We start from the raw sequence: 23,660 nt of genomic DNA, 5'->3' as shown, positions 1-23,660 counted from the left end.
CCCGCCTGACGTGACCGATGTTCATCTTTCATTCGATCGAGTGATCACTATCTATCGCGAACCCGCAGAACGATCTCCAAACGGACCCAACGCATAGATCAACCTAAACAGTTCATGACCGGCCTCTCAGTGACCGAACGCGGGAGCACCTCGGCAACGGTGTGAACGTGGCACCAACCCCGTGCTGCGCGCCACCGGCCGGGACATTTCCCGACGAGTTGCTGGCGCACAGCGAGAAACCTGCTTGCGATCCCAGCACGCTCGGATCCCTGTCCGACGACGATCTGAGGAGGTTCAAGCACCGCCGTCGACGGCCTCCCCGGCCGACTCAGGCCCCGGCTCGTTGCCGAAGCACACCCAGAGGTGATCCACGCGGTCACCGGCCCTTGCAGAGGCGCCAGCTGATCGATCAGACGGCGGAGCGCGCCGAAGACTTCCTGCTGCGTCCGGCCATCGGGATGCCGATGGGAAGTTCCCGCTTGTTTGGAACCGGGGTGCGTTAGATCCGCTGGCAGTACCTCGGTTTGGTGGGACCGGGATGCTGAAGATGCCGGATGCTCCACGGGGGAAGAGCATCCGGCACGATCACTATAAAAGGTAACGGGCGGCCCCCGCAGGAGCCGAGAGCGCCACAAGGCGCCTGCTTCAGCAGATCGCTGGCGTGCGGTCGGACCTGTCAGCCGAGCCGGGTGGCGGCGAATGTCCCGACGGTGAAAACCCCGGCGGCGCGCGCCGCGTGCATCGCCCGGTGCTGGTCATTGAGCAGTTTGCCCTCCGGGCCGTCATAGCTCGTCCAGCTCTCCGGAGATTCCGTGCTGCTGTAGGCGGGATGAGAGAGGAACATGTCGCGGGACTGGTCCTGGTCCACCTTGAATCCGGCTGCGGCTATGTGTGCGCTGTAGCCGTCGAGGGTGCCCAGATGCCCAAGGTGGAAGGCCTCGCAGACATCCTGGACGAGGGCGTCGATCTCCATGGGGCTGCGCTCGTGCTCCGCAGGTCCCCACGGCCGCTGCAACCAGTCCTGCCCGAGCAGCCACCCGCCCGGCTTGACGACCCGCGCCGCTGCAGCGAACAACTTCGGCAGATTGTCAGCGGGCAGGTGGCACGGCGACTCCATGAACAGGAAGACGTCAAAACTCTCGGGGGAGAACAGGGAGAAGTGCTGGTAGTCGGTATCGCCGATGGTGGCGAAGGACGCCAGGCGGGGCTTCAGGTGTCCGCTGCGCTCGCGACGGGCCGCCAACTGCCGGGCCTGCTGCTGGAGGTCGTCGGTGTTCGAGACTCCCACCACGGTGGCGCCGTACTGCTCGGCGAGCCACACCGCCGCGCCGCCTACCCCGGAACCGAATTCCAGGACTCGCATCCCCTCGCCCAACTTGGCCGTCTCGGCGAAGTCGCGGAGCACCTGCTTCTTCGCCTCGTACCGGCTCCCGCCCTTCTGCTCGACCTCGGGCTTGCCGTACCACCACATGTGCCCGTTGAAGGGATCGTTGCGGTCCGCGTCGTCGACCATGACATTGCGATACGCGGCTCCCATTCCCATTCCGCCGGCTGCGATGGGAGCGTAGAAATCGCGGACTCGGGCCTCCTGGGGCCGCCGCCACTGTGTGCTGGTCATGAGACCTTCCTGTGATCGATCCTGCGGGGCAGGTCGGCTGGCGACCTGCACCCCGCAGCGGAACTCCGCCGGGGCCACACCCCCGTTGCTGGCCTCGGCGTGCGGCAGCGCCACCGGAACGTTTCCGTACCGGCGCGCTGCCTAGATCAGGATTCTTCCGGACATCGAAGGGCATGCGCATCACCCGCGCCGGGTATTTGATCGCTTGTCGCTACCCCCGAAACGGGTAAGCAGCCTTCCCTCGTACCCCCGCAACGGGGGTCGACGGTGTCGCGGATACCCCCGAACCGGGTACGCTGCGCCGGTGACCACGCTGGATCATGAGATTCTTTCTGGTCTCGGGACCTTTATCGGCCGTGACGAGTTGGTGGCCACCGCCCTGCAGATGCTCCAGGACAATGTCCGCTGGCTGACTTTGCACGGCGCCGGCGGTATCGGAAAGACGAGCCTCGCCACCCAGATCGCGCACTCCTGGCAGCGGATCCCCGACGCCCGCAGCGCAGACCATGCGCAGAGCGAGGGCCGGGCGGCGTGGATCATCAACCTCGGAGCGCTGACCAGCGAATCAAAGGTATTCGCCGGGCACCTCTACTCGCTGTTGGCCGATGCCGTAGGCCTTCGCTACAACGGCAAGATCACCCCGGACGTGGTGCGCGCCTACCTCGACGGTCTTCCCGAGGTCAACGGCAGGAAACCTAAGCAGTTCCTGCTGGTGTTCGACCGCTGCGACGACATCATCACCGAGCTCCGGCCGGTCCTGGACAACCTTCTGGCGGGGAACCCCGAGCTGCGGATCATCGCGACGTCGCGGCAAAGGTTCCGACACGATGCCGAACATGTTCTACCGGTGCCGCCATTGGGACAAGACGACACGGTGGCCCTCTTCACCGCCTTGGTGAAGCAATCCGATGCCGGCGCCGGCGCGCTGGGTAACAAGGCCGCGGTCACCCAACTGTGCAAGATGTTGGAAGGTCTTCCCCTTGCAGTCCACCTGGCTGCCCAGTGGGTGCCTCGGGTCCTGTCCGTCGAGGAGTTGATCAAAGAGCTGGAGAAGGACCTCTTCGGTGTGCTGGCCCGGCCCGACCTGGAGGCCGGCGATGCTTCGCAGCCCTCCAGTAAGGCTTCGGAACACTCCGGCCTGGAAAGGGTCGTCGCGTTCAGCTACGAACATTGCTCGAAGAACGGGCAGCAGGCATGGCAGCGTCTAGCGGTGTTTCGGCATGGCTTCGATCTGGCTGCCGCCGCCGCTGTCACCGGTCACAGCGCCATGCCGCTCAGAGCGCTGATCGCCGAGTTGGTCGACAAGTCGATCATCCGTCCCGACTCCAGCGCTGGTGTCACGCAGTGGCGGATGATGGACAGCCTCCGCGAATTCGGTCTCCGCCGGCTGGGCTCGGACGGCGTCGCTGAGGTCCGCGCCCTGCACCGAGAACATTTCGCGGACTTCACCGCGCAGGCCGCCGACGGCTGGTACGGCCCCCACGAGATCGACATCCTGCGAGACGTTCGCCGGCAGCTCGACGACATCCTCGCCGCGATCGACCACTGCCTCGACGACGGCAACGTCATCGCCGCCGGGAAGATCGCCTTCGACCTGGTGAGAACGCGCACCCCGCACTTCCACGGCGTGCTCGAAATGGTGGCACAGGTCCTGCGTCGCGTGATCGCCGCCTTCGGCCCGGACCAGGAGACCGATCGAGAGGCCGAGATGCTGGCCACCGTGGCCGCCGCGCTGGGATGGGTGGTCGTCACGCAAGGCCGCGCCGACGAAGCCCACACGATGGCCGAGTTCGCGAAAAACCAGATGATCCGGAGGGGACTCCCCGTCCCGGCGGACCTGCTATACCCCTTGGGCGCGATCAAGGCTTTGCGAGACGGTAGCCGAGAGGCCATCGGGCTGCTTAGCGGCGTGCTCCTGACCACCCCCGCGAACGACGCGACGGCGGGCGGTCGGCACATGGTGAAGATGATGTTGACCATGAGCCAGGCGTTCGCCGACGTGCCGGAGGCTGCCATGGCGACCGCGGCGGACTACCTGCGGGAAGCAGAAGAGTCTCAGGGCCCGTGGTCGATCGCCTGGGCGCTGTGGAGCAGCGCGCTGGCGGCCCGCCGTGCTGGGGAGTACGAGCAGGCCTGCGAGTTCATGCTGCCGTGCCTGCGGCTGGAAGCCGAGTTGCACGACCGGTGGGGGATCACCTGGTCTGTCCAGTTGTACGCCGAGATCGTCGCCCTGATGCTCGATACCAACGACAACCCTCGAGCCGCCGCCGGACTCGCGGCATGGTTGCTGGGCGCCGCTAGTGCGTTGCGGACCGCGATGGGCGTCGACCTCAACGGACTCCCACCATTGGATGCCGGCCGGGTAGAGGCCAGGGCCCACATCCTGCGCCACCTGACGGCTGCGGAGTTCGCCGGGCCGTACGAGGCCGGCGTGCGGGGATACCTCGACGCCATCCCCGTAGCCCTTGGCGAATCGACACCACGCTGGTCCGCCTCCACGGGTGTCAGCATGCAAACCAGCGCGGTCCCGGCCGTGCCGTCGACGTCCTCGCATGTCAGCATGCAGGCAACCGCGGGGGCGGGCCTGTTCGGCCTGACCGCGAAGGAACTGGAGACGGCGCAACTGGCCGCCGAACAGCTCACCAACGCGGACATCGCCGCGAGGACGGGCGTTGGCGAAGAGACGGTAAAGAACCGGATCAGCAACATCCTGCGAAAACTCAACATCAAGACGCGCCGGCACATCGCCCGCCGACTTGCCGAGGCGCAGAGAACCGCCACCTGAACAAGTCCACGCGCTCCAGCGTCCCGAGGATTGCTCGCACGCCTCCCGATCCTGAGATGCGCGGGTTGCTGGCGGCCGTGGTAGTCAGGGAGATAAGCCCACACGGGTAGGCGTACGTACGGTTGCGGCCTGCCTCACGGGCAATACGCCCGTCGGCCGGACCCGCTGCGCGACGGTGCCGTGCTGACCGTCACACCGATGACGTCGTAGCAGGTCAACTCCACATGATTCGGTGCTGTACCGCTGATCTGAGGCTAAAGGGGCTGCGAGCCGAACGTCGGGTCTCAATGATGAAGATCGACGTCGCTGCTTGTGGGAATTGCTGGAAGGGGAGGCGCGCTTTCTGCTGGCAGCGCAATGAGCACCACCGGTGGCCTTGTCGGGGCAGAACCCCGGCATCGGTCACCTGCCATCGGGGGAGGGCACATGCACCAAGGACAGAACAGCGCTTTCCATGCGCGGCTGAGCGCGGCTACGGCCGGTCGTTTCTACGCGTGGGGCAATTACCGGTCCTCACGGGATACCGCAGCAGACAGCCTGCGTGGCGAGGATGCCAGGTTGACCGGTGTCGCGGAGAGAGCCCACGAGTGGCCGGATATGTTGGTCGACCGCCATCGATTGTCTCTCTAGGCCTTTCACCTAGGCCCGTGTCGCCGCTTCGGTCTGGGCTCAAGTACCGACTCGGACACCCTCAGCATCTCCAGTGCGGTCAGCTGGAGATGCACACCCTTGTCTCCGGGTGCGCGCCGCCGCCGGTCGGCGCCGTGTTCGGTCCCGAGGCTCACACCCTCTACGCGCGCGCCACCCTGCCCAGGCCGTCGGCGATGAGGGAGGAGGTGCAGGCGGCGGCCACGACGGCCATCAGGTCAGGAAGTGTCCTGATCGAGCCCTAGCGTGCCCTGCATGACGAACAGCCATCCAAGCCTCCGCCCGTTCCGTATCGAGATCCCGCAGGCGCAGCTCGACGACCTGAAGACCCGGCTGGCCAACACCCGGTGGCCGCAAGAGCTGCCCGGGGTCGGTTGGAGCCGCGGAGTTCCCGTCGGGTACCTGAAGGAGGTCGCTGACTACTGGCGCACCGGCTACGACTGGCGGGCCCAGGAGGCGGCCCTCAACCAGTACCCGCAGCACCTGACCACCATCGACGGGCAGAACCTGCACTTCCTGCACGTGCCCTCGTCCGAACCGGGGGCCACACCGCTGATCCTGTTGCACGGCTGGCCCGGTGCAGTGGTGGACTTCCTCGACGTCATCGGGCCGCTGTCCGATCCCCGTAGCCACGGCGGCGACCCCGCCGACGCCTTCCATCTGGTGATCCCGTCGCTGCCGGGATTCGGGTTCTCCACCCCACTGGCCGGGCCGGGGATGAACCCGGCCCGGATGGCCGGGATCCTCGCGGCGCTGATGGCCCGGCTCGGGTACGACCGGTACGGCGTACAGGGCTACGACTGGGGCGCGTGGATCGGCCCCCGAGTGGGCAGACTGGACCCGGAGCGGGTCATCGGTGTCCACGTCACCGCGATGGTCACCCTCCCGGCCGGGGCCGACGGGGAGATGGACGGCCTCAGCGAGGCCGACCACCGACGCTGGCAGCGCATGCAGAACGCCAACGACGGCTACTTCCACTGCAACAGCAAACGCCCACAGACCATCGGGTACGCCCTGACCGACTCCCCGGTCGGCCAACTCGCCTGGATCGTGGAGAAGTTCAAGGAGCACACCCATCCGGAGGAGGGACTGCCGGAGGACAGCATCGACCGCGACCGCATCCTCACCGACGTGTCGATCTACTGGCTGACCGGCACCGCCGCCTCCGCCGCGCAGATCTACTACGAGGAGATCTGCGCGAGCGCGCTGGCCGGCGAGCAGGACGGGATCGCTGGCCAGCGCGGGACCGTGCCCACCGGCGTCCTCGTGTCCAGTCACGACGACACGATCCGGCCGTGGGCCGAGCGTGACCACCACATCGTGCACTGGACCGAACTCGACAAGGGCGGGCACTTCCTCGCCATGGAGGAGCCCGACCTGCTGGTCGACGACGTCCGGACGTTCTTCCGAAAGCTACGGTGACGGGGATTGACAAACAACCCGCGAGTTCTCTGATCTACACGGGCGCCCTCGTGCCGCAGCTGGACTGGCTGCTGAGCGCGCTACGGATCACGCCCTCGGTGAGCGCTCGGCTTCTCCCGCGGCCGTAACGTGGCGGTGCTGGCCCTGCAAGCCGTCACCGGCCAAATGGTCGTGACCCCCACGCGCACTCATCGCCCTGGCCGTGGTCGGCGTGCCGTACGAGATGGCGCAGTACGGCAAGGTGGGACCGGCGTTCTTCGACGCCGCGGGCCCGGCCTGGGCGAAGCCGACCGCCGAGGACGCCGCCCGCCGGGCGCTAGCCTGGCTGCGCACCGCACTCACCACCAGCATGCGGGTCCAACCGGCCGCGAGCAACCGAGAATCGAGGTCGCCGTCATGACCATCGAGAGTGGGACCAGCCGCATCACGGTCAGCGGCCGGCTCCTCGCCGGCCCGGCCGGGTTGGTCACCGTCGAGCCCCGCGAGCGGCACGACCAGCTCACCACCTCCGCGACCGGTGCGATAGCGCCCCGATCCGGGCACAGCCTCCCGCTCGCCGGCATCGACGCCACCGACGTGGCGACGCTGCCCGGCGCGCGGAGCGACGCCGCCCATGTGCAGGCGTGGGTCGACCTGACCGCCGTGCTCACGCCGGACGGCACGGCACACGTCGAGCGGTACGCCACACTGTCCGTCCTCACCGACTTCTGGACGCCCGCTCCGAGCACCGTGCTCGAGGCCGACGTGCCGCCGCCACCCGACGAGCCACCGAACCCGGAGCCCCGCACGGCCGTCGAACAGGATCTGATCGGCAGCGGGGTCATCGTCAGCCGGAAGGTGCTGCGCACCCGCCGCCGTGGCCGGGTGCTTGTCGTCGCCGCCACCGCGCCCGCTCGGGTCGAACGGCACCTCCGCCCGGTCTACGGCGGCCATCTGCACGTCCACGCCAGCCGGTGGACCGCCGAGCAGTACCGGTTCGCCACCGACACCCTCAACGACCGCTTCGACCGGTGGCGGCTGCTGCTCGTCGGCGACCACGTCAACGGCCGGGGCGAGGTCGTCGTCGTGGCCGCCACGGTGAACGGGCACCCGGAGCTGGACACCTGGCTTGCCGAGCAGCCGCCCGGCCTCATCGACCATCGCCCCTGGCTCCGGCGCGTCCGCCCTTGACGTGGGAACGCCTGGCCTGGCGGGCCATCCATGACGATTTCGCCGGCGGTTCGCTATCGCAAACCTATGGACAGCGGCGTGCTGTAGCGTCCGCCGTCTTCTGTACCCAGTAGGAGGCGAACGGTCATCATCGATCTTGCTGGGTCGTACTCGGTACGCCACAAGGTGACGGCGGTAGGCGTGCTGGATCCGGAGGCGTCCATGGTCTCGGCCCTCACCGAGTCAAGCGCCGCGTGCAGTCGTGTGGCATTGGCGTCGCCATGAGCGAGCTGCTGCGAGAGCAGGTGATGTTGATGCCTTCCAGACAGCCGCTCAGGTTGTTCCCCGTTATCGCCACTGACGACAGGCCTCTGTCCGGGCGCATCTCGACCACATGGGGCCGCGCCAGGGCGGGGAGTCGCTGGCCAGTGCGGCTCGTAGGGGCCGTGTCGATGACGGACGCGTGGATATCGAAGTTGCGCACGACCCTGGCCGAGGCGGTGGCGCTCGGCGGAGACCACACGGCTGAGCACCCACCTGGTAGCGGAAAGCCGTTGGGTTCGTCGACACACAGCGAAGGATCACCGGCGGTGACACCGAACGCGGCGGCCATGCCCTGGCACCGCTCGTGGTGTTCCGGCCAGTTGGCCTCGAACCACCGTTGCCGGGCACGTCCCAGCGTCGGCATGATCCGGCGCGGCGCAGACCCGTACGCACGAGCAAGGCCGAGACCTATCTCTGCCTGGGTCCCGGAGACGACGAGATGAGACACAACAGCAAAGTCACCGGGCGTTCCCGCGACTGATCGGGCCGTACTCCACTTCTTGTCCTGCCTCACCAATGATCCTCAGTGTCCGAGCGATTGCAGGCGATCACGCTACCGAACCGTGCGCCGTGGGACGCACGACTTCGCTCGTAGAGGCGAACCGGCCGGACGTCGTGACCTGCTCGTCTGTCAAGAATCTGGTCGGCACGACCGTCAACGTAGGGCACATCCATGAACATCAACAGGGGGCAGAGGCTCAGCGCCGGATCCACTGCCGGTGGTCCCCCACGGCCGTACCCCTGCCTCCGGAAATCGCCGTGACACGGCCGGACGTCGCGATCTAGGCTCCGCGCATGCGGCGGCAGGAGGCTCAAGACCTGGTCGCGGCGATGCCGCCGGCCCGCGAGGGATGGCTGGGGCAGACCGTGGCCGGTCTGCGTGCGGAAGCGGTCTGGCTCGCCGGTTCACTGGGCCGGGGCGAGGGTGACTCGTGGAGCGACGTCGACTTGCTCGTGGTTGCCGGCGACCTGCCGCTGGGCGACGCCATCCTGACGTTGGAGGTGCCACGCAACGGCCCGGCCGGCGGCCGATACGTCGGAGCGATGTACGACATCGGCCCGTTACCTCTGTGGGTCGACTGGTACAGCTGGCCTGCCTCCCTGCCCGCACCCCGAGACGCACGGCTGCTGTCCGGGCACGGCAACACCGGCTGCCGCACGCTCTTCGAATCGCTGGATCATCACGGCCGTGGCCCGGGAACCGCTACCGACCCGGCAACATTCGCCCTGGCGATGCTGCCGCTGACCGCGAAGTTCATCGCCCGCGGTGAGCATTCCGCCGCAGCTGGGATGGCCGCGATGCTCGGCATCACCGATCAGGCGCCGCTCGTCGACGGCTTACGTGATCTCCTCGCCGCCACACCGGGCAACGCCGTCGTACGTACGCGCATCGCCCGCGTCCTCGACGTGGTGGCCGCGCTCACCTGAGGCAGACCCGTCCGCGGGCGTCGTTGATGCGGAAATTGCGGCGATCGGGCGAAGCCCGACGTCTGCGGCGCGGTCGGGAAACTACGGACAGGCCTTTTCGGGGCGACCACGTTACGTTCACTTTCGTGACCGTGGGCGTGACCGAGTCGGACGACGGTGCGCGGCTGCGCACCTGGACCACAGGCTCGGCGAGCCCGCAGACGTTTCCCGTGGTCATGGTGCACGGCGGTCCGGGAGTACCCGACTATCTGGCTCCGGTCGCCGACACCATCACCGACCTCTGCCTGATCCATCGCTACGACCAGCGCGGCACCGGCGGGTCCCGCTGGGAGGGGGAACACACGATCGCCCGCCACGTCCACGACCTGGCGCTGTTGCTGGACGCGTGGGGACACGACCGGGTCGTTCTGGTGGGGCATTCGTTCGGGACCGATCTGGCCTCCTACTTCTTGCTGGCCCACCCCGAGCGCGTGGCCGGACTGATTCAGATCGCCGGGCCCTTCCTGGAGCCGTGGCGGGAAGCCGACCGGGCAGCACAGCGAGCCCGGCGCACCGACCAGCAGCAGGCCCGACTCGATGAGCTCGATGCGACGAGAGCACGCACCGACGCTGAGGAGATCGAGTACCTCACGCTGTCGTGGTTCACCGACCACGCCGACCGGGATCGGGCATGGGACTGGGCGCGGGCGTCGGCCCGCGCGCTGCGGCCCGTCAACTACGCGATGAACAGCCGGCTCAACGCCGCGACGAAGGCCGACCCCCTGGAATCACGGGTGGACGAGCTTCGCGAGTGCCTACCGCCCGGCGCGCTGATGATCGGCGGCGCCGGTGACAGCCGCCCTGCCGATGCCCTGCGACGTCTCGGAGCACGCCTCGACTGTGAGGTCGTCATCATCCCGAACGCGGGGCATTTTCCATGGCTGGAAGCACCAGACCTCTTCACCGCGGCGCTGCGTGCCGCGGTGAAGAGACAGACCCGCGGGGGATCTGGCGGGCCGGTGTTCGGGTGACCATGCTGTCTGGTCCTGCCTTCGCGGGTCGGCTGCGTCGGTGTGCGACGCTCGGTCGGTGACCGCCAGGACGCCGTACGACGATGACCGCTCCCCGTACTCTCGCCGCGCCCTCGCCCGGCTGGTGCTCTCCCACCAGGCCAGTGGCCTGTCCGATGCCGCGGGAAGTCTGGCGGTCACCCGCTACGACGCGTTCTGCGGCGCCGGCGGCCGGGTCAGTGAGGCGGCCGCGCTGGCCGGTCACGCGGATCGGCTGGTCACCAGCGCGGTGATCTACGAACGGGAACGCGGCACCTCCTGGGCGGACATCGGCCGGCACCTCGACCTCAGCGGCCCCGCGACGCAGGAGCGTTTCGCGCCGGCCGTCGAGCAGTGGCGGGCCGCGTTCGACGTCCCGTACCGCCTCGACCAGACAGGCCGCAAGCGGGTCCCGCAGTTGCCGACCGCCGCCTACGATCCCGCGCGCGCGGTCCGCAACCTCGATCTGTGGGCGGCCACACGTGTCGGGTACGACGACAAGCACGCCGTGAGTGGTGGCCTGGAGCCGGGCCATGACGACGACGAGCAGACAGGGCCGGAGAAGGAGGCGACGGAGATCGACGGGCGGATCCGGCTGTCGCACCTGGGCGGCTTCCTCGATCTGCTGTCCGAGTACGCCCTGCACCGCCCGGCCGACAGCGCCCGTGACGTGGTGGCACGGGCGATGGAGACCCGCGAAGACGAAGACGGGTGGTATTCGTACGCCATGGTCGGGGTCTTTGAATCGCTCGACATCCGCCTGGCGGTCGACGGTGATCTGGTCGGCGTGGTTGTCGCCGGCGCGCACTCGCCGGCGCTGCGGTTGCGGATCAGTACGCTCCTGGACGTCTTCGCCTGACCGGTCATGGCGCCGTGGCCGGCGGTCCGGGATCCGCGGTCCGCTAACCGTGACGGCGACGGACTGGGCGGTCCGGGAGCCGCCGGCGGCGTCACCGTTCCCGGCCCGTCCAGGTGACGAAACGGCCGTCCGAGGTGGGCCCGCCCCGCAAGTTCCACGCGCTCAACGACGCCGGGCGCGAGCGACTCGCGACGTTCTGGGCGAAGTGGCAGTACGTCTCATCACGCATCGACAGGCTCAGGGAGGGTGGCGATGAGCCCTCGCAGACCTACGCGGGCGTCGTCCGGAAACCCGGCACGGCCGGGAAGTAGCCTCGGCGACGGCGTGCAACCCCAAAGTCCCGGCTCCCTCGCTCCCGGGCGGGCGGGGGAGCCGCGCCGGCACGTCCTACTCGTCCGGATCCCAGGCCAGGAGCAGGTCGAAGACACGTCCGTCGCCGTCGAGTTTCAGGGAGTCCAGCGCAACCCGGCCGTAGAGGGCGAGAACCAGCTCACCGGCCGTGGCCTTCAGGGACGCGGCGGCCTCAGCGTCGTCAGCGGCGGCGGCGATGTCGACGGCGCGCACGCCGTCGGCCGACAGCGAGAGCCGCCAGGACCGGCCTTCGGTCGCGTGGTACTCGACGACGGCGGGATCGTACGGCCAGGAGTACGGCCCCGCGCAGCAGGTGGACAGGAACTCGTCGACACCGTCGAGAGCCACCTCGCTCGGCAGCGGTTGCGGGTCGCCCACGGCGAGCTGGGCGTCGTAGGTGTGCACCGCGACCTCCTGGAGCTGGTGGCGGGCGACGGCGCCGCTGGTCTGCGGCGACTGCGACCCACCCCACCAGGTCCAGCAGCCCCGGTCCGGGCCGGCCTCCCGCAGGGCGTCGAGCAGTTCCCGCGTCGCTGCCGCCAGCCACTCCAGCAGGGCCTCGCGCTCGCGGGGCGCGGCCGACACCGGCTTGGCCGGGGGAGCGTCGGCGGGACCCGCGGTGACGATGGCGGCCCAGAAGCGGCGCCCGACATCGATGTGCTGCACGAGATCGAACAGGGTCCACCCCGGACAGGTCGGGACCGGCACGTCGAGGCTCGGAGCGGAGGCGACCGCGGCGCGGAAGGCGGCCGATCGTTCGTCGATCAGCCGGAGCAGATCGGAGAACTCCAAATTCGTTTCCACCGCAGCTTTCTACCATCATGATCCAAAACCCGACAGCGATTAATCGGCCGCCGGTACGGCCACCGCACACCAGGAACCGGCCCTCGATCCTGGTGAAACGACCACCGTGTCACCAACGTGCGCTTGGAGCGTTGCCGGTAGGGGTGTAACCAAGGTACGGCGGAAACCGGCAATAGGCCGGAGCCGCCTCGACGGCGCTTCTGGCCGGGGTCTCAAGATCCGGGGTCTACCGTGGGCGGGGCCATCCGCCGATGTGGTGACATGGCTTGTGGCGGGGTCGTCGGGATGGTGACGACGTCACTGCGGGGACTATCGTTGAGGGCGAATGTGGCGGTGCTCAAGAAGCTGGGCTCGCCGGCGATGGTCGGTGTCCCCAGTCATAGATGCGCCGCGCAGGGGATGAACGCGGTCACAACTCAATGATGCGGATCGGCGTGGCGCTCGTGGGCACGGGACTCGTGTGTTCGAGGTGAGGTCGATGAACGAACATGTTGCTGTGGTGCTGTTGTCTCGGCGGTGTCGGCCGGGGATGATCGGCCCTGGCTGTCGAGGCGCGGCAGGCGTCTGGGCGATGTCTGGGCCGTCATGGGCGTTGCCCTGGGTGGTGGCGTCGGCCGCACGGTGGGCGGGGGTGCGGCATGGATAACAGCTTTCTGGTGCGGGAGTCGGATCGGTTGCGGGTCCGGCATGATTTCGATGCCGCGGTCACCGAGGTGTTCGTGCGCGGGAGTTGGGACCCGGGGCTGCGCACGGTGGCGGCGCACAGCGTGCGGGCGTGTCTGGCGGAGTGCCCACGGGCGGTGCTGGTGGACTTGTCCGGGCTGAGCGACCCGGCGGCAGAGTCGGTGGCGACCTGGCACACCGCGGCCCGCTACACCGCCGCCCGGTGCCCGGCCAGCGAGCTGATCCTGTGTGGGGTCGCGGAGCCGGTGCGCCCACGGCTGGACGGCGCAGAGATCCAGACCGCCGGCAGTGTCCGTGAGGCGCGCGCTCGGTTGGGGCGGGTGCCGTGGACGCAGCGCCGGCAGTTGCGCCTGCCGAGTGAGCCGGGTGCGGCGGTCACCGCGCGGAGCCTGGCGGAGGATGCCTGCCATGTCTGGGACATGGCCCACCTTGTCACTGCGGCCCGGCTGGTCATGTCGGAGCTGACGGCCAACGCGGTCGAGCACGCCGGTACCGACGTCGTGGCCGTGGTTTCGCTGCGGGGCCCGGTGCTGCATCTGGCGGTGCAGGACTTCACCGCGCGCCTGCCGCAGCTGATCGAGCACGACCTGGACCGGCCGGGCAGCCCGGTCGAGCAGCGCGGCGCCGGGCTGCGCCTGGTTCGCCGCGCGGCCACCGCGTGGGGTGCGCTGCCGTGCGTGGAGGGCAAAGTTGTGTGGGCCACCCTGGCCGTGGACGGAGGTCGTAACGAATCATGAGCAGTCCTGATGATCAGCGACGCGGGCCGCGACCGCGGGTGCTCACCGTGGCTGCCCACCATGCCGGCAGCGTGCTGATCATCACCGTGGCCGGTGATCTGGCTTTCGAGACGGTGGCTGCGGGCGATCCGATCACCGTGGCGTTGACCCCGGCCATCCGGCACGTCGTGATCGATGTCGCCGAGCTCGACTTCGTCGACGTCGCCGGCCTGCGCGCGCTGCTGCGGACCCGGCACACGTGCACCGGCCACGGCGTCACCTTCACCCTGCGCGGGCCCGGCGCGTCGCTGCGGTGTCTGACGGACCTGACCGACACCACCGGCCTGCTCCTCGGCGCCGACGCCGACCTGGGCACCGATCAGCCATCAGCCGCGCTCCAGCCGCCCGGCCCGGCCACGCCCAGCGGGCGCGAACAGCAGCTCGACGAGCGGGAGGCGCTCGCCGACGACCGGGAGCTGCTCGCCGACGAACGCGACCATCTTCTCGCCGAACGCCAGGACCGGGTCGCTGCGCACCAGGACTGGGAAGACATCCGCGAGGACCTCGCCAATCAGCGCGAGCACAACCTGGAACACCGCGAACAGCGGCCGCCGAATTCCCGCGACCACGATTGCTGACGCACCCGGCAAGCGTCAGGCCTGCGGCCCGAACGGGGCATCGGTCGGAGGTCCGCCGCTGACCGAGGTGACGATCCGCGCGGCGATGACCCGCACCTTGACGTTACGCTGCTGCGACGCCCGGCTCAGCATGGCGAAGGCCTGCTCGGCGTTACACCGGTGCTGGGCCATCAGCACCCCGATCGCCTGATTGATGACCGACCGCGTCTGCAGGGTTCGGTGCAGGTCACGGTTGAGCCGTTGCTCGCGGGCCATGCGTACCGCGAGGGTGATCGCGCCGGTCACCGTGCCAGCGAAAGCGACTGCCTGCTCACGCCGGCCGGCGTCGAAGAAACGCGGGACGCGGGCGTACAGGTTCAGCGCCCCGATCGTCTCGCCCACCCCCACCGGCAACGACAACACGCTACCCAAACCTCGGGCCCCGGCCACGGGTGTGAACCGCGGCCAGCGGGCCTCCTCGTTCAGATCGCCGATGGTATGGATCTCACCGGTGTCACTCGCGGCCAGGCAAGGACCTTCCTGATGGGCGTACTGAATGGCGTCGATGCCGCGGGCGTAGTCGTCGCTGCCGGCCACGGTCTGCTGAATACCGTCACCGCGCACCGTGAGACCACAGGAGACACCGGGCATCGCCCGGCCAACGCGGACCGTGACCTCGGTCAGGAAGTCCTGCAGATCCTCGGTGTCGATCAGTAGCTGCTGGAACTCCGCCAGCCACGACGGGTCCGTCGACGAACCGGTCATCGAATACGCCAGCCGATCCCCGGGCACCCACGTGACCCGGCACGTCACCAAGGACCGGCGGATCACGAACGACACGCACGAAGAAGACCAGCAGTGAAGACTTCCCACAGTACCCACCCCAGTCCCACGGCACACCTGTCGAGCCCGACTGGATGTGGTGCTCACGATCTGGACATGCCGGTGCTGGCAGGGTCCGCGCCGTCTCCGGGTAGGGGCGCCAGCCCTGAGTGTCAAAGAATCTCGAACGTGTTTTCGTTACACCCGGCTCAAGACCAGACCTTGCGAACGTCCAGGTGGAGTGTAAGGAAACACGTGTCAACAAATGTCTTGTCAGCAAACACGGCTTGCAGAACCGTGATTGCTTTACACTCGGCCGATGAGGATCGGCTACGCCCGGGTCTCGACCCGCGAGCAGAACTCCGTCGGCCAACGTCAGCTACTGGCCGAGGCCGGCTGCGAGGAGATCTACATCGACGAAGGAGTGTCGGGCAAGACCGCCAGCCGCCCGGAATTGGACAAGGCCCTGGCCCGGCTCCGCCGCGGCGACACCCTCGTGATCACCCGGCTGTCGCGGCTGTTCCGCAGCCTCAAACACCTGATCAGTCTCACCGGTGACCTGCGCGAGCGCGGCGTGGACCTGAAGGTCACCCAGCAGGACATCGACACCTCCACCTCCACCGGCCGGCTCATGTTCCACCTGCTCGGGGCGTTCGACGAGTTCAACCGGGAACTGATCGTGGAGGGCACCCGGGAGGGCCTGGCCGCCACCACCAACCGCGGCCGCAACGGCGGGCGCCCGCACAAGCTGTCCATGCGCCAGATCAAGCAGGTCTACCAGATGCTCGACGAGCGCGGCCCCGACGACCGGCCGGTCTGGAACGTCACCGGCATCGCCCGGCACTTCACGGTGTCGCGTCCGACCATCTACAAACTCATCGACGACCGCGCCGAACTGGCTGCCCACCTCACCGGCCGATAGGCACACCACCGCACCGTGGTCAGCCCACGGGTTCGAGGGTGAGGTCGATGTCGGGCAGGTGCGCGTCGTACTGCTCCGGGGTCACGGTGATTTCGTCGGTGGCGTAGACGCCGAACCGGTTGATCCGCATCGTCTGGTACGGCGACAGCACCGCCAGGTCCTCCGGGCTGATCTCCCAGCCCTCGACGGCGAGTTGCCGCAGCACGCTCATCATGTCCAGGGTGGTGTGGAAGATGACCGCGTTGGTCAGCAGGGTGGAGAACTTGATGTGTTTCTCCTGCTCGGCGGGGTCGTTGTCGCGGACCCGGCCCTCGTTGCCGAACCGGCACCAGGCGGAGAAGTTGTTGTAGGACTCGACCTTGTTCGTCGCCGCGGTGGTCCGCCGGCGTAGCTGCGGGTCCGACAAGTAGCGAAGTAGCTGGATGGTACGGATGACCCGGCCGACCTCGCGGAACGCCTTGTAGAAGTTGTTGCGCCGTGAGTAGGTCGACAGCCGGCGCAGCAACGTCACGCTCGAGATCTTCCCCGCGGCCACCGACAGCACGACGCGCATCAGGTCGTCGTAGTGGCGTTCGATCAGGTCCCAGTCGATGACGTTGCGGCCGGGCTCGCCGAACAGCGCCTCGATGTGCCGGAACCGGGTGGCCGCGGACACCCGGTAGAAGTTCAGGTCCTTCCAGTTACGCACCCGCGGCATCAGCTCGAACCCGCACAGATGGGCGAGGGCATAGACCGGCAGGGCCTGGCCCTGGGTGTCGGCGTGGATCGTGCCCGGCTTCACCGTCGACTGCTGGTCGAGCAGGCCCTGGATGATGTGCACGGCCTCCCACACCCCGACCGGGATGAACTTGGAGAACAACGCGATGTAGGTGTCCGACACGTAGTGGTACGCGATACCCCCGGTTCCGCCATACCGGATCGACGTCTCCGCCAGGAGGTTGTCGATGAACGTGTCGACCTGGGTGCCGTCCGCCGCGACCACCGACCCGTCACCCCACACCTTGATCAGGTCCAGCTCGGTGAACGCGTCGACGACGTCGGCGATCGCCTTGTTCAGCTTGCCGATCGTGACGTGCCGCGCCGACGTGGTGGCCAGCTCATGTGCGGTGACGCCGGCGATGTGCCGGGCGGCCTGCGCCGGCCCCAGGTTCGTACCGTAGGTGAACGTGGTCAGGATGTAGCGCACGAACGGGTCCTTCAGCTTCGGGTCCGAGCCGGACACCGGGGAGAACCGGCGCCACCACTCCAGCCAGTGCCCGGTCCGGGCCAGGATCCCCATCAGCGTGCGCTCCGGCATCCGATCCCGCACCGCCAGGGCCAAAGCCTGCGCCGACGGCGTGGGCGGCGCCGCCCGGAACTGCTTGAGCGACGGCCGGCCGAACTCATCGATCGTGAAGTCGGCCAGGTCCGGATACGCGGCGTCGGTCGCCCGGCACTGCGTATCGAGGCGCTCGTGCAGGTCCGCGCGGAACCCGGCTGCGCTGGCCGGGATGCCGACCTCGGCGCAGAAGCCGGGCAGCATGACGGCCACCTCCGCCGGAGTGAGCAGCTGGTCGGCCCAGTTCGCGTACGCCTGCGCACCGGTCACCGCGATGTCCCCGGTGCGCAACTCCTCCGCCAGATAGGTCAGCACGCACGCCTCCAGGTGCCGGCGCACGAACATCCCCGGCCGGGCCCGGTCCCGGACCGACTTGTTCCAGTTCTCCGAGGCGAACGACGTGTCGAAAACGTGGACCCGCTGCTCACCCGTCTCCGGATCGGTCACCGGCCGGCCGGTCTCGTCGAACACCGCAATGCGGTCGGGAATGTGGTCGCGGGTCAGCATCGTGTGCTCGCGCATGTAGTCCAGCAGCTGTAACACGCTGCGGTCCGCGCTGGTCGCCTCCAGATCCAGGACGCCGACCGTCGCCAGCATCGACGACCGGTCCTTGCGGAAGTGCCGGGCCACCAGCGGCACATGGTTGTCGCCGTGCGTCGCCCGGACCGCGTCGATCCGGCCGAGTTCTTCCGGGAAACCACCCACGGCCTCGACGGTCTTACGGGCCATCTCCAGCGCCGCGGCGTGCTGCGCCGCGGCCGGGCCCAGCGGGTCCAGATGTTCCAGGACCTGCCGGTAGTTGACGATCAGCGCCTCGGTGACCTTCTGCTGCTGCTTCTTCAGCTCCTCCAGCTCCAGCCGGGCCCGTTTCGTCAACGTCGCGACCCGCCGGCAGAACATCTCCGCCGTGTCGTCGCGGGCCCGCTGCTGCGCGGCGTAGACCATCGCCGCCAGAATCGCGATACGTTTCGCGTCCCCGTAGTCCCCCAGCACCGCGGCGTCGCCGGCCTCCCCCTCACCCGCGAAGTCGGCGATCTTCGATCGCGCGATCCCCTCCCACCAGGACCGGGAGTCGCCGAGACTGTCCACCCAGCGCAGATGCTCGATCTGCAGGCGGTAGTTCGTCCACGACGGCCGCGGCGCGGTCCGCTTCAACCGGTTGTAGTCGCTCTTGCTCCCCGCACCGCCGGCGACCAGCATCCGGTCCAGCGCGGCCACACCCGCCGGGCCGATCCGGCCGGCGACCAGTGCGAAGATCGCCGAGTTGACCTCCTCACGGATCTGCGCGGCCATCTCGTCCAACGTCGAGTACCCCGGCAGCTCGAACGAACCCTCGACCAGCTTCTCCAACGCCACGTTGATCAAATCGGCCGGATCGTTCTTACGCCCCGCCGCCTCCCGGATCGCCGCAGCGGCCACCGCCCGGGCCGCGGGCATGTCCGACACGACCTCGCTACGCCGCCGGATCAACATCCGATGGTGGCCCCGGGTCCGATCCGAGTCGTACACCGCGACGACGTCCTCACCCAAGCCCAGATCCCGGCGGATGTGGGCCATCACCGCCTCCGGGACATCATCCAGGCGCGGGAAGTACCCCATCCGGCTGAAACACTTCAGCTGCACCACGAACGCCAGCAGATGACTGTCCGAGCGCACCTGCCCACTCGCCCACGCGATCTCCTCCGGCTGCGGCGTGTAGAACACGTGCAACTCCCGGGCCGACAGGAAGCGCTTGAACCGCGGATACGCGGTCCGCTCGATCGACGCCACGCCACAACCCCAGACCCGTAAAGATCAACCCATACGGATCGAGGAACATACCAAAAGATCAACTATGCCGACGATCCGGATCGATCACACGGGCCCACGGCCCTCACCAGCGCAAACACAGGAACCGCTCAACCTATTGCCGGTTTCCGCCGTACCTTGGCTAACTCCCCGGTAGCGTCGCGTGATGCCGATCGAGATCGTGTTCGAGACCCATGCGCTGAGCGAGGACAACGAGCGTGGCATCGCCACGGGTTGGCTTCCCGGGCGCCGGTGCGAGCAGGGCCGAGCGAACGCCGCCGACATGGGCCGACGCCGGCGTGACAGCGGTATCGACGCGGTGTTCACCTCGGACCTGCGTCGCGCGGCGGAGACGGCAGAGATCGCGTTCGGTGACACCGGCATCCCGATCCTCTATGACTGGCGGCTGCGCGAGTGTGACTTCGGCACGCGCAACGGCTCACCGGGGGGCGTCGGAGTCGTTGGTGGTGACGGCGGTCGACTCTGGTTAATGCCTGGTAGACCAAAGTTCGATTCGCCGTCGGGCGTGGCGGTCCTACCGTCGTGCCATGGCTACTGGCGCGACGAAGTTCCCCGTGACGGGCCCGCCTCCAGGCCCCGCCCTGCCGCGATGGCGCCGGTGGGCCCCGGTTCTGGCGCTTATGGTTGTGGCGCCGTGGGCGGGCGAGTGTTCCTGGGGTGGCTTCTCCGCCGCTGGGTTCGTGTCTGTCGTCGTGGTCCTGGCCCCGCTGTACGGGGCAGCCGCGGTACTCATCCGTGAGGTCGCCGTCCGGCTCGGCGGAGGCTGGCGGGCGATCGTCTTGCTAGCGGCCGCATTCGGCATCTTTCAGGCCGGGCTAGTTGATCAGGCGCTGTTCAACCTCGGCTTCACCGAAAACACCGCCTACGCCGATGAGGTGGGGGCCGCCCGGGCCACCACCGTGCCGCTGCTGGGGTTCAGCGCCGGGAGCGCACTGACCTACGTCGGCAATCACATCGCGTTGAGCATCTGCGCCCCGATCGTGATCGTCGAGTCGTATCTGGCTCCGGCCCGGCGTCACCAGCCGTGGCTGGGCCGCCCGGGCCTCATCGTGATGGTTGTCCTGTTCGTCCTGGGCTGCTCGATAATCTTCTTCGATGAAGAGAACGGCCGCAAAGGGTTCCTGGCCAGCCCGCTGCAGCTGGCATTCGCGGCGCTGACGGTGCTGGCCCTGATCGGCGCCGCGCTGCTGCCCCGGTGGCGGCGCCGGCCTCGGCCGGTAGCCCGACGCAGCCCGCATCCCCTGTGGGCCGGGATACTGGTGTTCGGTGCCCGCTTCGTCGCAGACCCCCACGGCTGGGCCGCGGTCGGCCTGCAGGTCGCGGTCACCACAGCTGCCGCCGCGGTGATCGTTCTGTGGTCCCGTCGCGCCGGCTGGAATCAGCGGCACGTCCTGACCGCATGGGCCGCCGCGCTGGTCTCGGCGGCCGTCTTCGCGTACTTCGTTCCGAACTACGACCCCCATTCACGCCTGGTGTCAGCAAGGGAGGCATTGCTCAACGACATTGCCATCAGTGCGATAGTGCTCGCCCTGCTGGGTGGCGCGTACTGGCGGCTACGTCACTCTCCACCGGGGAGCATTGAGGGGGCGTTGCTAACGAAACGTGCGACCAGGGATCAAAGTTGATCTAGGCGGCGGCTCGGTTGATCTTGTTCATCAATCGAATGCTTTTCGAACAAGATCATCTCCGGGCTGCTGGTTCAGGACCCAGCCGGTGACGGCCAGGCGGTGCTCGACGCCACCCTGGCCCGGCTGCCTCCGGACCGGCGCCCGGGCCCGCCGTCGCTGGAGAAGTACGACCAGTTCCTCGCCGCCGCGCCGGAGAGCTGACCCGGCAGGGCGGCGAGAAGACGCAAGCCCCGGCGCTGCGGCGGCGCCTACCAACCGCGTCGTACCTGGTAGGGCGGCAGTTGGTTGCGCGGCACGTGCGCGAACTCGGGCCGCAGTTGAGCGAGGTCGACCGGCTTGCTGCCCATCCGCGGACCGAGCTCGGCGAGGGGCCAGATAGCGAGGTGGCCGAACCTGCTCACTTTGACGACCGGGCAGCGGATCAAGTTGCTGCGCACCCGCGCGGGAATGACCCGTGTGGTGCTCGCCGGGCTGGTCGGCAAATCCCCTGACTAGGTCAAGAGCGTCGAGAACGGCCGCATTCTGCCGCCTCGGCTCACCACGCTCGGGCAGGTCGCGCGGGCGTTGAAGGTTCCGGTGACAGCCTTGATCACCGAAGGCGAGCAGGTCGTCCTGATGCCGGGGACCGCGCACGCCGCCCTGCCCGCAGTCCGGGAAGTGCTCAACCAGTGGTCGAGCCCCACGGGCCGGGCACCGCAGCCGCTCGAGCACATCGCCGCCCGTCTCGACGTGGCGTGGCGGGCCCGGCACCTGTCTCCGGACCATCGCACCGTCATCGGTGGCCTGCTGCCCGACCTGATCCGCGACGCCCAGCTGGCATGTACGGGGCGCTGCACGCCGCGGCGGCGTTCACCGCCGCCCGCGCCGGCCGCTCTGGAGCCGCCTGGCGCTCGTGGGACGAAGCCGACCGGGTGGTGCGCGCCCTCGCCGACACCTACTACCAGCGGGCCACCAGCTTCTCCAAGCCGGTGATGATCGCTCATGCGGTCACCCTGGAGGTCGAACTGCGCAAGGGCGACGGCGCCGTGCGCATGGCCACGACCGCCCAAGCCGAGGCCATCCCCTCCCGGCCCCGCCGCGCCCGGCACCTGATCGAGGTAGCCCGCGGCCACCACCTCAAGCACGAGCACGAGCACGAGGCCACCTTGGGCCTGCTGAACCGGGCGTACGACAGCGCACCGGAGACCATCCGGTACAACCAGTACGCCCGTCACATGGTCACCGCCGTCCTCGCCGGGCCGCCCGCACTGCGCCGGCAGGCGACCGATCTGGCCTTCAAGGTCGGCCTGCTCGGCTGACCGGCACGCTCGCTGATGGGGATCCGGGCGGCGAAGCCGGATCGGTGCCGGCGTGCCGGGGCGGATGGCGGGTGAAGACGTATACCCGGTACCGGCGGTTCGAGGAGAGGGCTCTCAGCGGTTTCCGGGGCCGGCCGATGGCTGCCGGGATTCATGTTCTCCCACACCCTTTCGGCGGGCCTCCAACAGGGTAAGGAGGGGGGTCATGCACGCAGAGCGGGCCTGGACGAGAATGAGTCTGCACAAACGCATCACCGAAGGAGAGGACGTTCCTTGAGCGCTGGACTTGCAGCCCTACTGGACGACATTGCGGTGCTGGCGCGTGCGGCAGCCGCGTCCGTCGATGACGTCGGGGTAGCCGCCGCCAAGGCCGGGGCCAAGGCGGCCGGCGTAGTCATCGACGATGCCGCCGTGACGCCGCAGTACGTGCGGGGCCTGGCTGCCGAGCGGGAGATCCCGATCGTCAAACGCATCGCCCTGGGGTCGTTGCGGAACAAGTTCCTGATCATCCTGCCGGTAATCCTGGTGCTCAGTCAGTTCCTGCCGGTGCTGCTGACACCGCTGCTGATGCTCGGTGGCGCCTATCTGTGTTACGAGGGTGCGGAGAAGGTCTGGGAGAGGGTCGCCCACCACGACGCGCACGCCGAGGAGGAGTTGCGGCCGGACGAGAAGACCCTGATCGCCGGGGCCATCCGTACCGACCTGATCCTGTCGGCCGAGATCATGGTGATCTCGCTGAACGAGGTGGCCGAGGAGGCGTTCTGGAACCGGCTGATCATCCTGGCCGTCGTCGCGGTCATCATGACGGTGCTGGTCTACGGGGCCGTCGGCCTGATCGTGAAGATGGACGACGTCGGCCTGCGGCTGGCCGAGAAGCCCAGCAAGGCGGCGGCCAAGTTCGGCCGTGGCCTGGTCAAGGCGATGCCGAAGGTGCTGACCGCCCTGAGCGTGATCGGCACCGCGGCGATGCTGTGGGTCGGCGGGCACATCCTGCTGGCCGGCACCAACGAACTCGGGTTCCACCCGCTGTACGATTTCGTCCACCACATGGAGGTGGCGGCGCGCAACGCGACCGGCCCGCTCGGTGGTGTGGTGGGCTGGATCGTCAACACGGTGGCCAGCGCGATCATCGGCCTGATCGTCGGCGCGGTGATCGTGGCGATCATGAGCGTGACGGTGCACCGCAAGAAGTCCCACGGCGAGGCCGAGCCGGGCAGCAAGGCCGCGACGGGGCACACCGCCGACCAGTCCGCGGACGCGCCCGTGACACCCACCGCGCCGGGGAAGTCGGCGGCGGTGACCGCGGACACCGCGCCGGACAGCAAGCCGGCGGCCCGGGCCCCGGCCCGGCCCCCCGCGGCCCCCCCCGCTCCCATTTAACCCCCGCCCCACCCCCCCGCCCCGGGCCGCCACCGCAACCGGTGGCGGCC

General features: G+C 68.6%; 19 protein-coding genes and 1 pseudogene. 15 read left to right on the top strand and 5 right to left on the bottom strand.

Annotated elements, in window-relative coordinates; all coding sequences use genetic code 11:
* Nucleotides 1–676: 676 nt before the first annotated feature.
* Nucleotides 677–1,513, bottom strand: coding sequence for an SAM-dependent methyltransferase (locus QLQ12_RS41735; protein ID WP_282766592.1), 837 nt, complete (start codon nucleotides 1,511–1,513; stop codon nucleotides 677–679).
* 409 nt (nucleotides 1,514–1,922) lie between these two features.
* On the opposite strand from QLQ12_RS41735, the gene QLQ12_RS41730 reads away from it, so the two are divergent.
* From QLQ12_RS41730 to QLQ12_RS41695, 8 genes are all read left to right on the top strand, one after another.
* Entirely contained in the window at nucleotides 1,923–4,403 is a 2,481-nt protein-coding gene (locus QLQ12_RS41730; protein WP_282766591.1) for a helix-turn-helix transcriptional regulator, read from the top strand.
* A 903-nt stretch (nucleotides 4,404–5,306) separates the two neighbouring features.
* On the top strand, nucleotides 5,307–6,473 hold the full coding sequence (locus tag QLQ12_RS41725; RefSeq protein ID WP_282766590.1) for an epoxide hydrolase family protein: 1,167 nt from the start codon (nucleotides 5,307–5,309) through the stop codon (nucleotides 6,471–6,473).
* Between the two features lie 202 nt (nucleotides 6,474–6,675).
* Complete coding sequence (locus QLQ12_RS41720) at nucleotides 6,676–6,873, top strand: hypothetical protein (protein ID WP_282766589.1); 198 nt, start codon at nucleotides 6,676–6,678, stop codon at nucleotides 6,871–6,873.
* Nucleotides 6,870–7,643, top strand: a complete 774-nt coding sequence (locus QLQ12_RS41715) for a hypothetical protein (RefSeq protein ID WP_282766588.1) — start codon at nucleotides 6,870–6,872, stop codon at nucleotides 7,641–7,643. The genes QLQ12_RS41720 and QLQ12_RS41715 overlap by 4 nt, the downstream gene beginning before the upstream one ends.
* A 1,098-nt stretch (nucleotides 7,644–8,741) precedes the next feature.
* Complete coding sequence (locus tag QLQ12_RS41710) at nucleotides 8,742–9,374, top strand: nucleotidyltransferase domain-containing protein (protein WP_282766587.1); 633 nt, start codon at nucleotides 8,742–8,744, stop codon at nucleotides 9,372–9,374.
* Nucleotides 9,375–9,499: 125 nt separating this feature from the next.
* Complete coding sequence (locus tag QLQ12_RS41705; RefSeq protein WP_282766586.1) at nucleotides 9,500–10,384, top strand: alpha/beta fold hydrolase; 885 nt, start codon at nucleotides 9,500–9,502, stop codon at nucleotides 10,382–10,384.
* A 58-nt stretch (nucleotides 10,385–10,442) separates the two neighbouring features.
* Nucleotides 10,443–11,261, top strand: a complete 819-nt coding sequence (locus QLQ12_RS41700) for a hypothetical protein (RefSeq protein ID WP_282766585.1) — start codon at nucleotides 10,443–10,445, stop codon at nucleotides 11,259–11,261.
* 113 nt (nucleotides 11,262–11,374) lie between these two features.
* On the top strand, nucleotides 11,375–11,572 hold the full coding sequence (locus QLQ12_RS41695) for a hypothetical protein (protein ID WP_282766584.1): 198 nt from the start codon (nucleotides 11,375–11,377) through the stop codon (nucleotides 11,570–11,572).
* Between the two features lie 76 nt (nucleotides 11,573–11,648).
* Here QLQ12_RS41695 and QLQ12_RS41690 read toward each other — a convergent pair whose 3' ends face one another.
* Entirely contained in the window at nucleotides 11,649–12,416 is a 768-nt protein-coding gene (locus QLQ12_RS41690; RefSeq protein ID WP_282766582.1) for a maleylpyruvate isomerase N-terminal domain-containing protein, read from the bottom strand.
* A gap of 638 nt (nucleotides 12,417–13,054) precedes the next feature.
* On the opposite strand from QLQ12_RS41690, the gene QLQ12_RS41685 reads away from it, so the two are divergent.
* Together QLQ12_RS41685 and QLQ12_RS41680 are read left to right on the top strand one after the other, a co-directional pair.
* The gene (locus QLQ12_RS41685) at nucleotides 13,055–13,837 is read left to right on the top strand and encodes an ATP-binding protein (protein WP_282766581.1); all 783 of its coding nucleotides are present in this window, start codon (nucleotides 13,055–13,057) and stop codon (nucleotides 13,835–13,837) included.
* Nucleotides 13,838–13,884: 47 nt separating this feature from the next.
* Nucleotides 13,885–14,454, top strand: coding sequence for an STAS domain-containing protein (locus QLQ12_RS41680; protein WP_282766580.1), 570 nt, complete (start codon nucleotides 13,885–13,887; stop codon nucleotides 14,452–14,454).
* A 15-nt stretch (nucleotides 14,455–14,469) separates the two neighbouring features.
* On the opposite strand, the gene QLQ12_RS41675 is transcribed toward QLQ12_RS41680, so the two are convergent.
* Entirely contained in the window at nucleotides 14,470–15,273 is an 804-nt protein-coding gene (locus QLQ12_RS41675) for a GAF and ANTAR domain-containing protein (protein WP_282766579.1), read from the bottom strand.
* Between the two features lie 301 nt (nucleotides 15,274–15,574).
* On the opposite strand from QLQ12_RS41675, the gene QLQ12_RS41670 reads away from it, so the two are divergent.
* A complete protein-coding gene (locus QLQ12_RS41670) occupies nucleotides 15,575–16,177 on the top strand; it encodes a recombinase family protein (protein ID WP_282766578.1) in 603 nt (200 codons plus the stop codon).
* A gap of 19 nt (nucleotides 16,178–16,196) precedes the next feature.
* On the opposite strand, the gene QLQ12_RS41665 is transcribed toward QLQ12_RS41670, so the two are convergent.
* The gene (locus QLQ12_RS41665) at nucleotides 16,197–19,265 is read right to left on the bottom strand and encodes a Tn3 family transposase (RefSeq protein ID WP_282766577.1); all 3,069 of its coding nucleotides are present in this window, start codon (nucleotides 19,263–19,265) and stop codon (nucleotides 16,197–16,199) included.
* A gap of 184 nt (nucleotides 19,266–19,449) precedes the next feature.
* On the opposite strand from QLQ12_RS41665, the gene QLQ12_RS41660 reads away from it, so the two are divergent.
* Both QLQ12_RS41660 and QLQ12_RS41655 read left to right on the top strand, forming a co-directional pair.
* Entirely contained in the window at nucleotides 19,450–20,043 is a 594-nt protein-coding gene (locus QLQ12_RS41660) for a histidine phosphatase family protein (protein ID WP_282766576.1), read from the top strand.
* Entirely contained in the window at nucleotides 19,985–20,929 is a 945-nt protein-coding gene (locus QLQ12_RS41655) for a hypothetical protein (RefSeq protein WP_282766574.1), read from the top strand. Before QLQ12_RS41660 ends, QLQ12_RS41655 begins: the two co-directional genes overlap by 59 nt.
* Nucleotides 20,930–21,180: 251 nt before the next feature.
* Here QLQ12_RS41655 and QLQ12_RS41650 read toward each other — a convergent pair whose 3' ends face one another.
* Entirely contained in the window at nucleotides 21,181–21,369 is a 189-nt protein-coding gene (locus QLQ12_RS41650; RefSeq protein ID WP_282766572.1) for a hypothetical protein, read from the bottom strand.
* Between the two features lie 82 nt (nucleotides 21,370–21,451).
* Here QLQ12_RS41650 and QLQ12_RS41645 point away from each other — a divergent pair.
* Nucleotides 21,452–22,230: pseudogene (locus QLQ12_RS41645) on the top strand (hypothetical protein).
* A 273-nt stretch (nucleotides 22,231–22,503) separates the two neighbouring features.
* The gene (locus QLQ12_RS41640; protein ID WP_282766571.1) at nucleotides 22,504–23,610 is read left to right on the top strand and encodes a DUF808 domain-containing protein; all 1,107 of its coding nucleotides are present in this window, start codon (nucleotides 22,504–22,506) and stop codon (nucleotides 23,608–23,610) included.
* Nucleotides 23,611–23,660: the final 50 nt, after the last annotated feature.

The sequence above is a fragment of the Actinoplanes sandaracinus genome (genome assembly GCF_030009775.1).
Taxonomy (GTDB): Bacteria; Actinomycetota; Actinomycetes; order Mycobacteriales; family Micromonosporaceae; genus Actinoplanes; species Actinoplanes sandaracinus.
The sequence above is the reverse complement of the archived record's forward strand: the minus strand, read 5'-3'. Positions and strand labels throughout refer to the sequence as shown.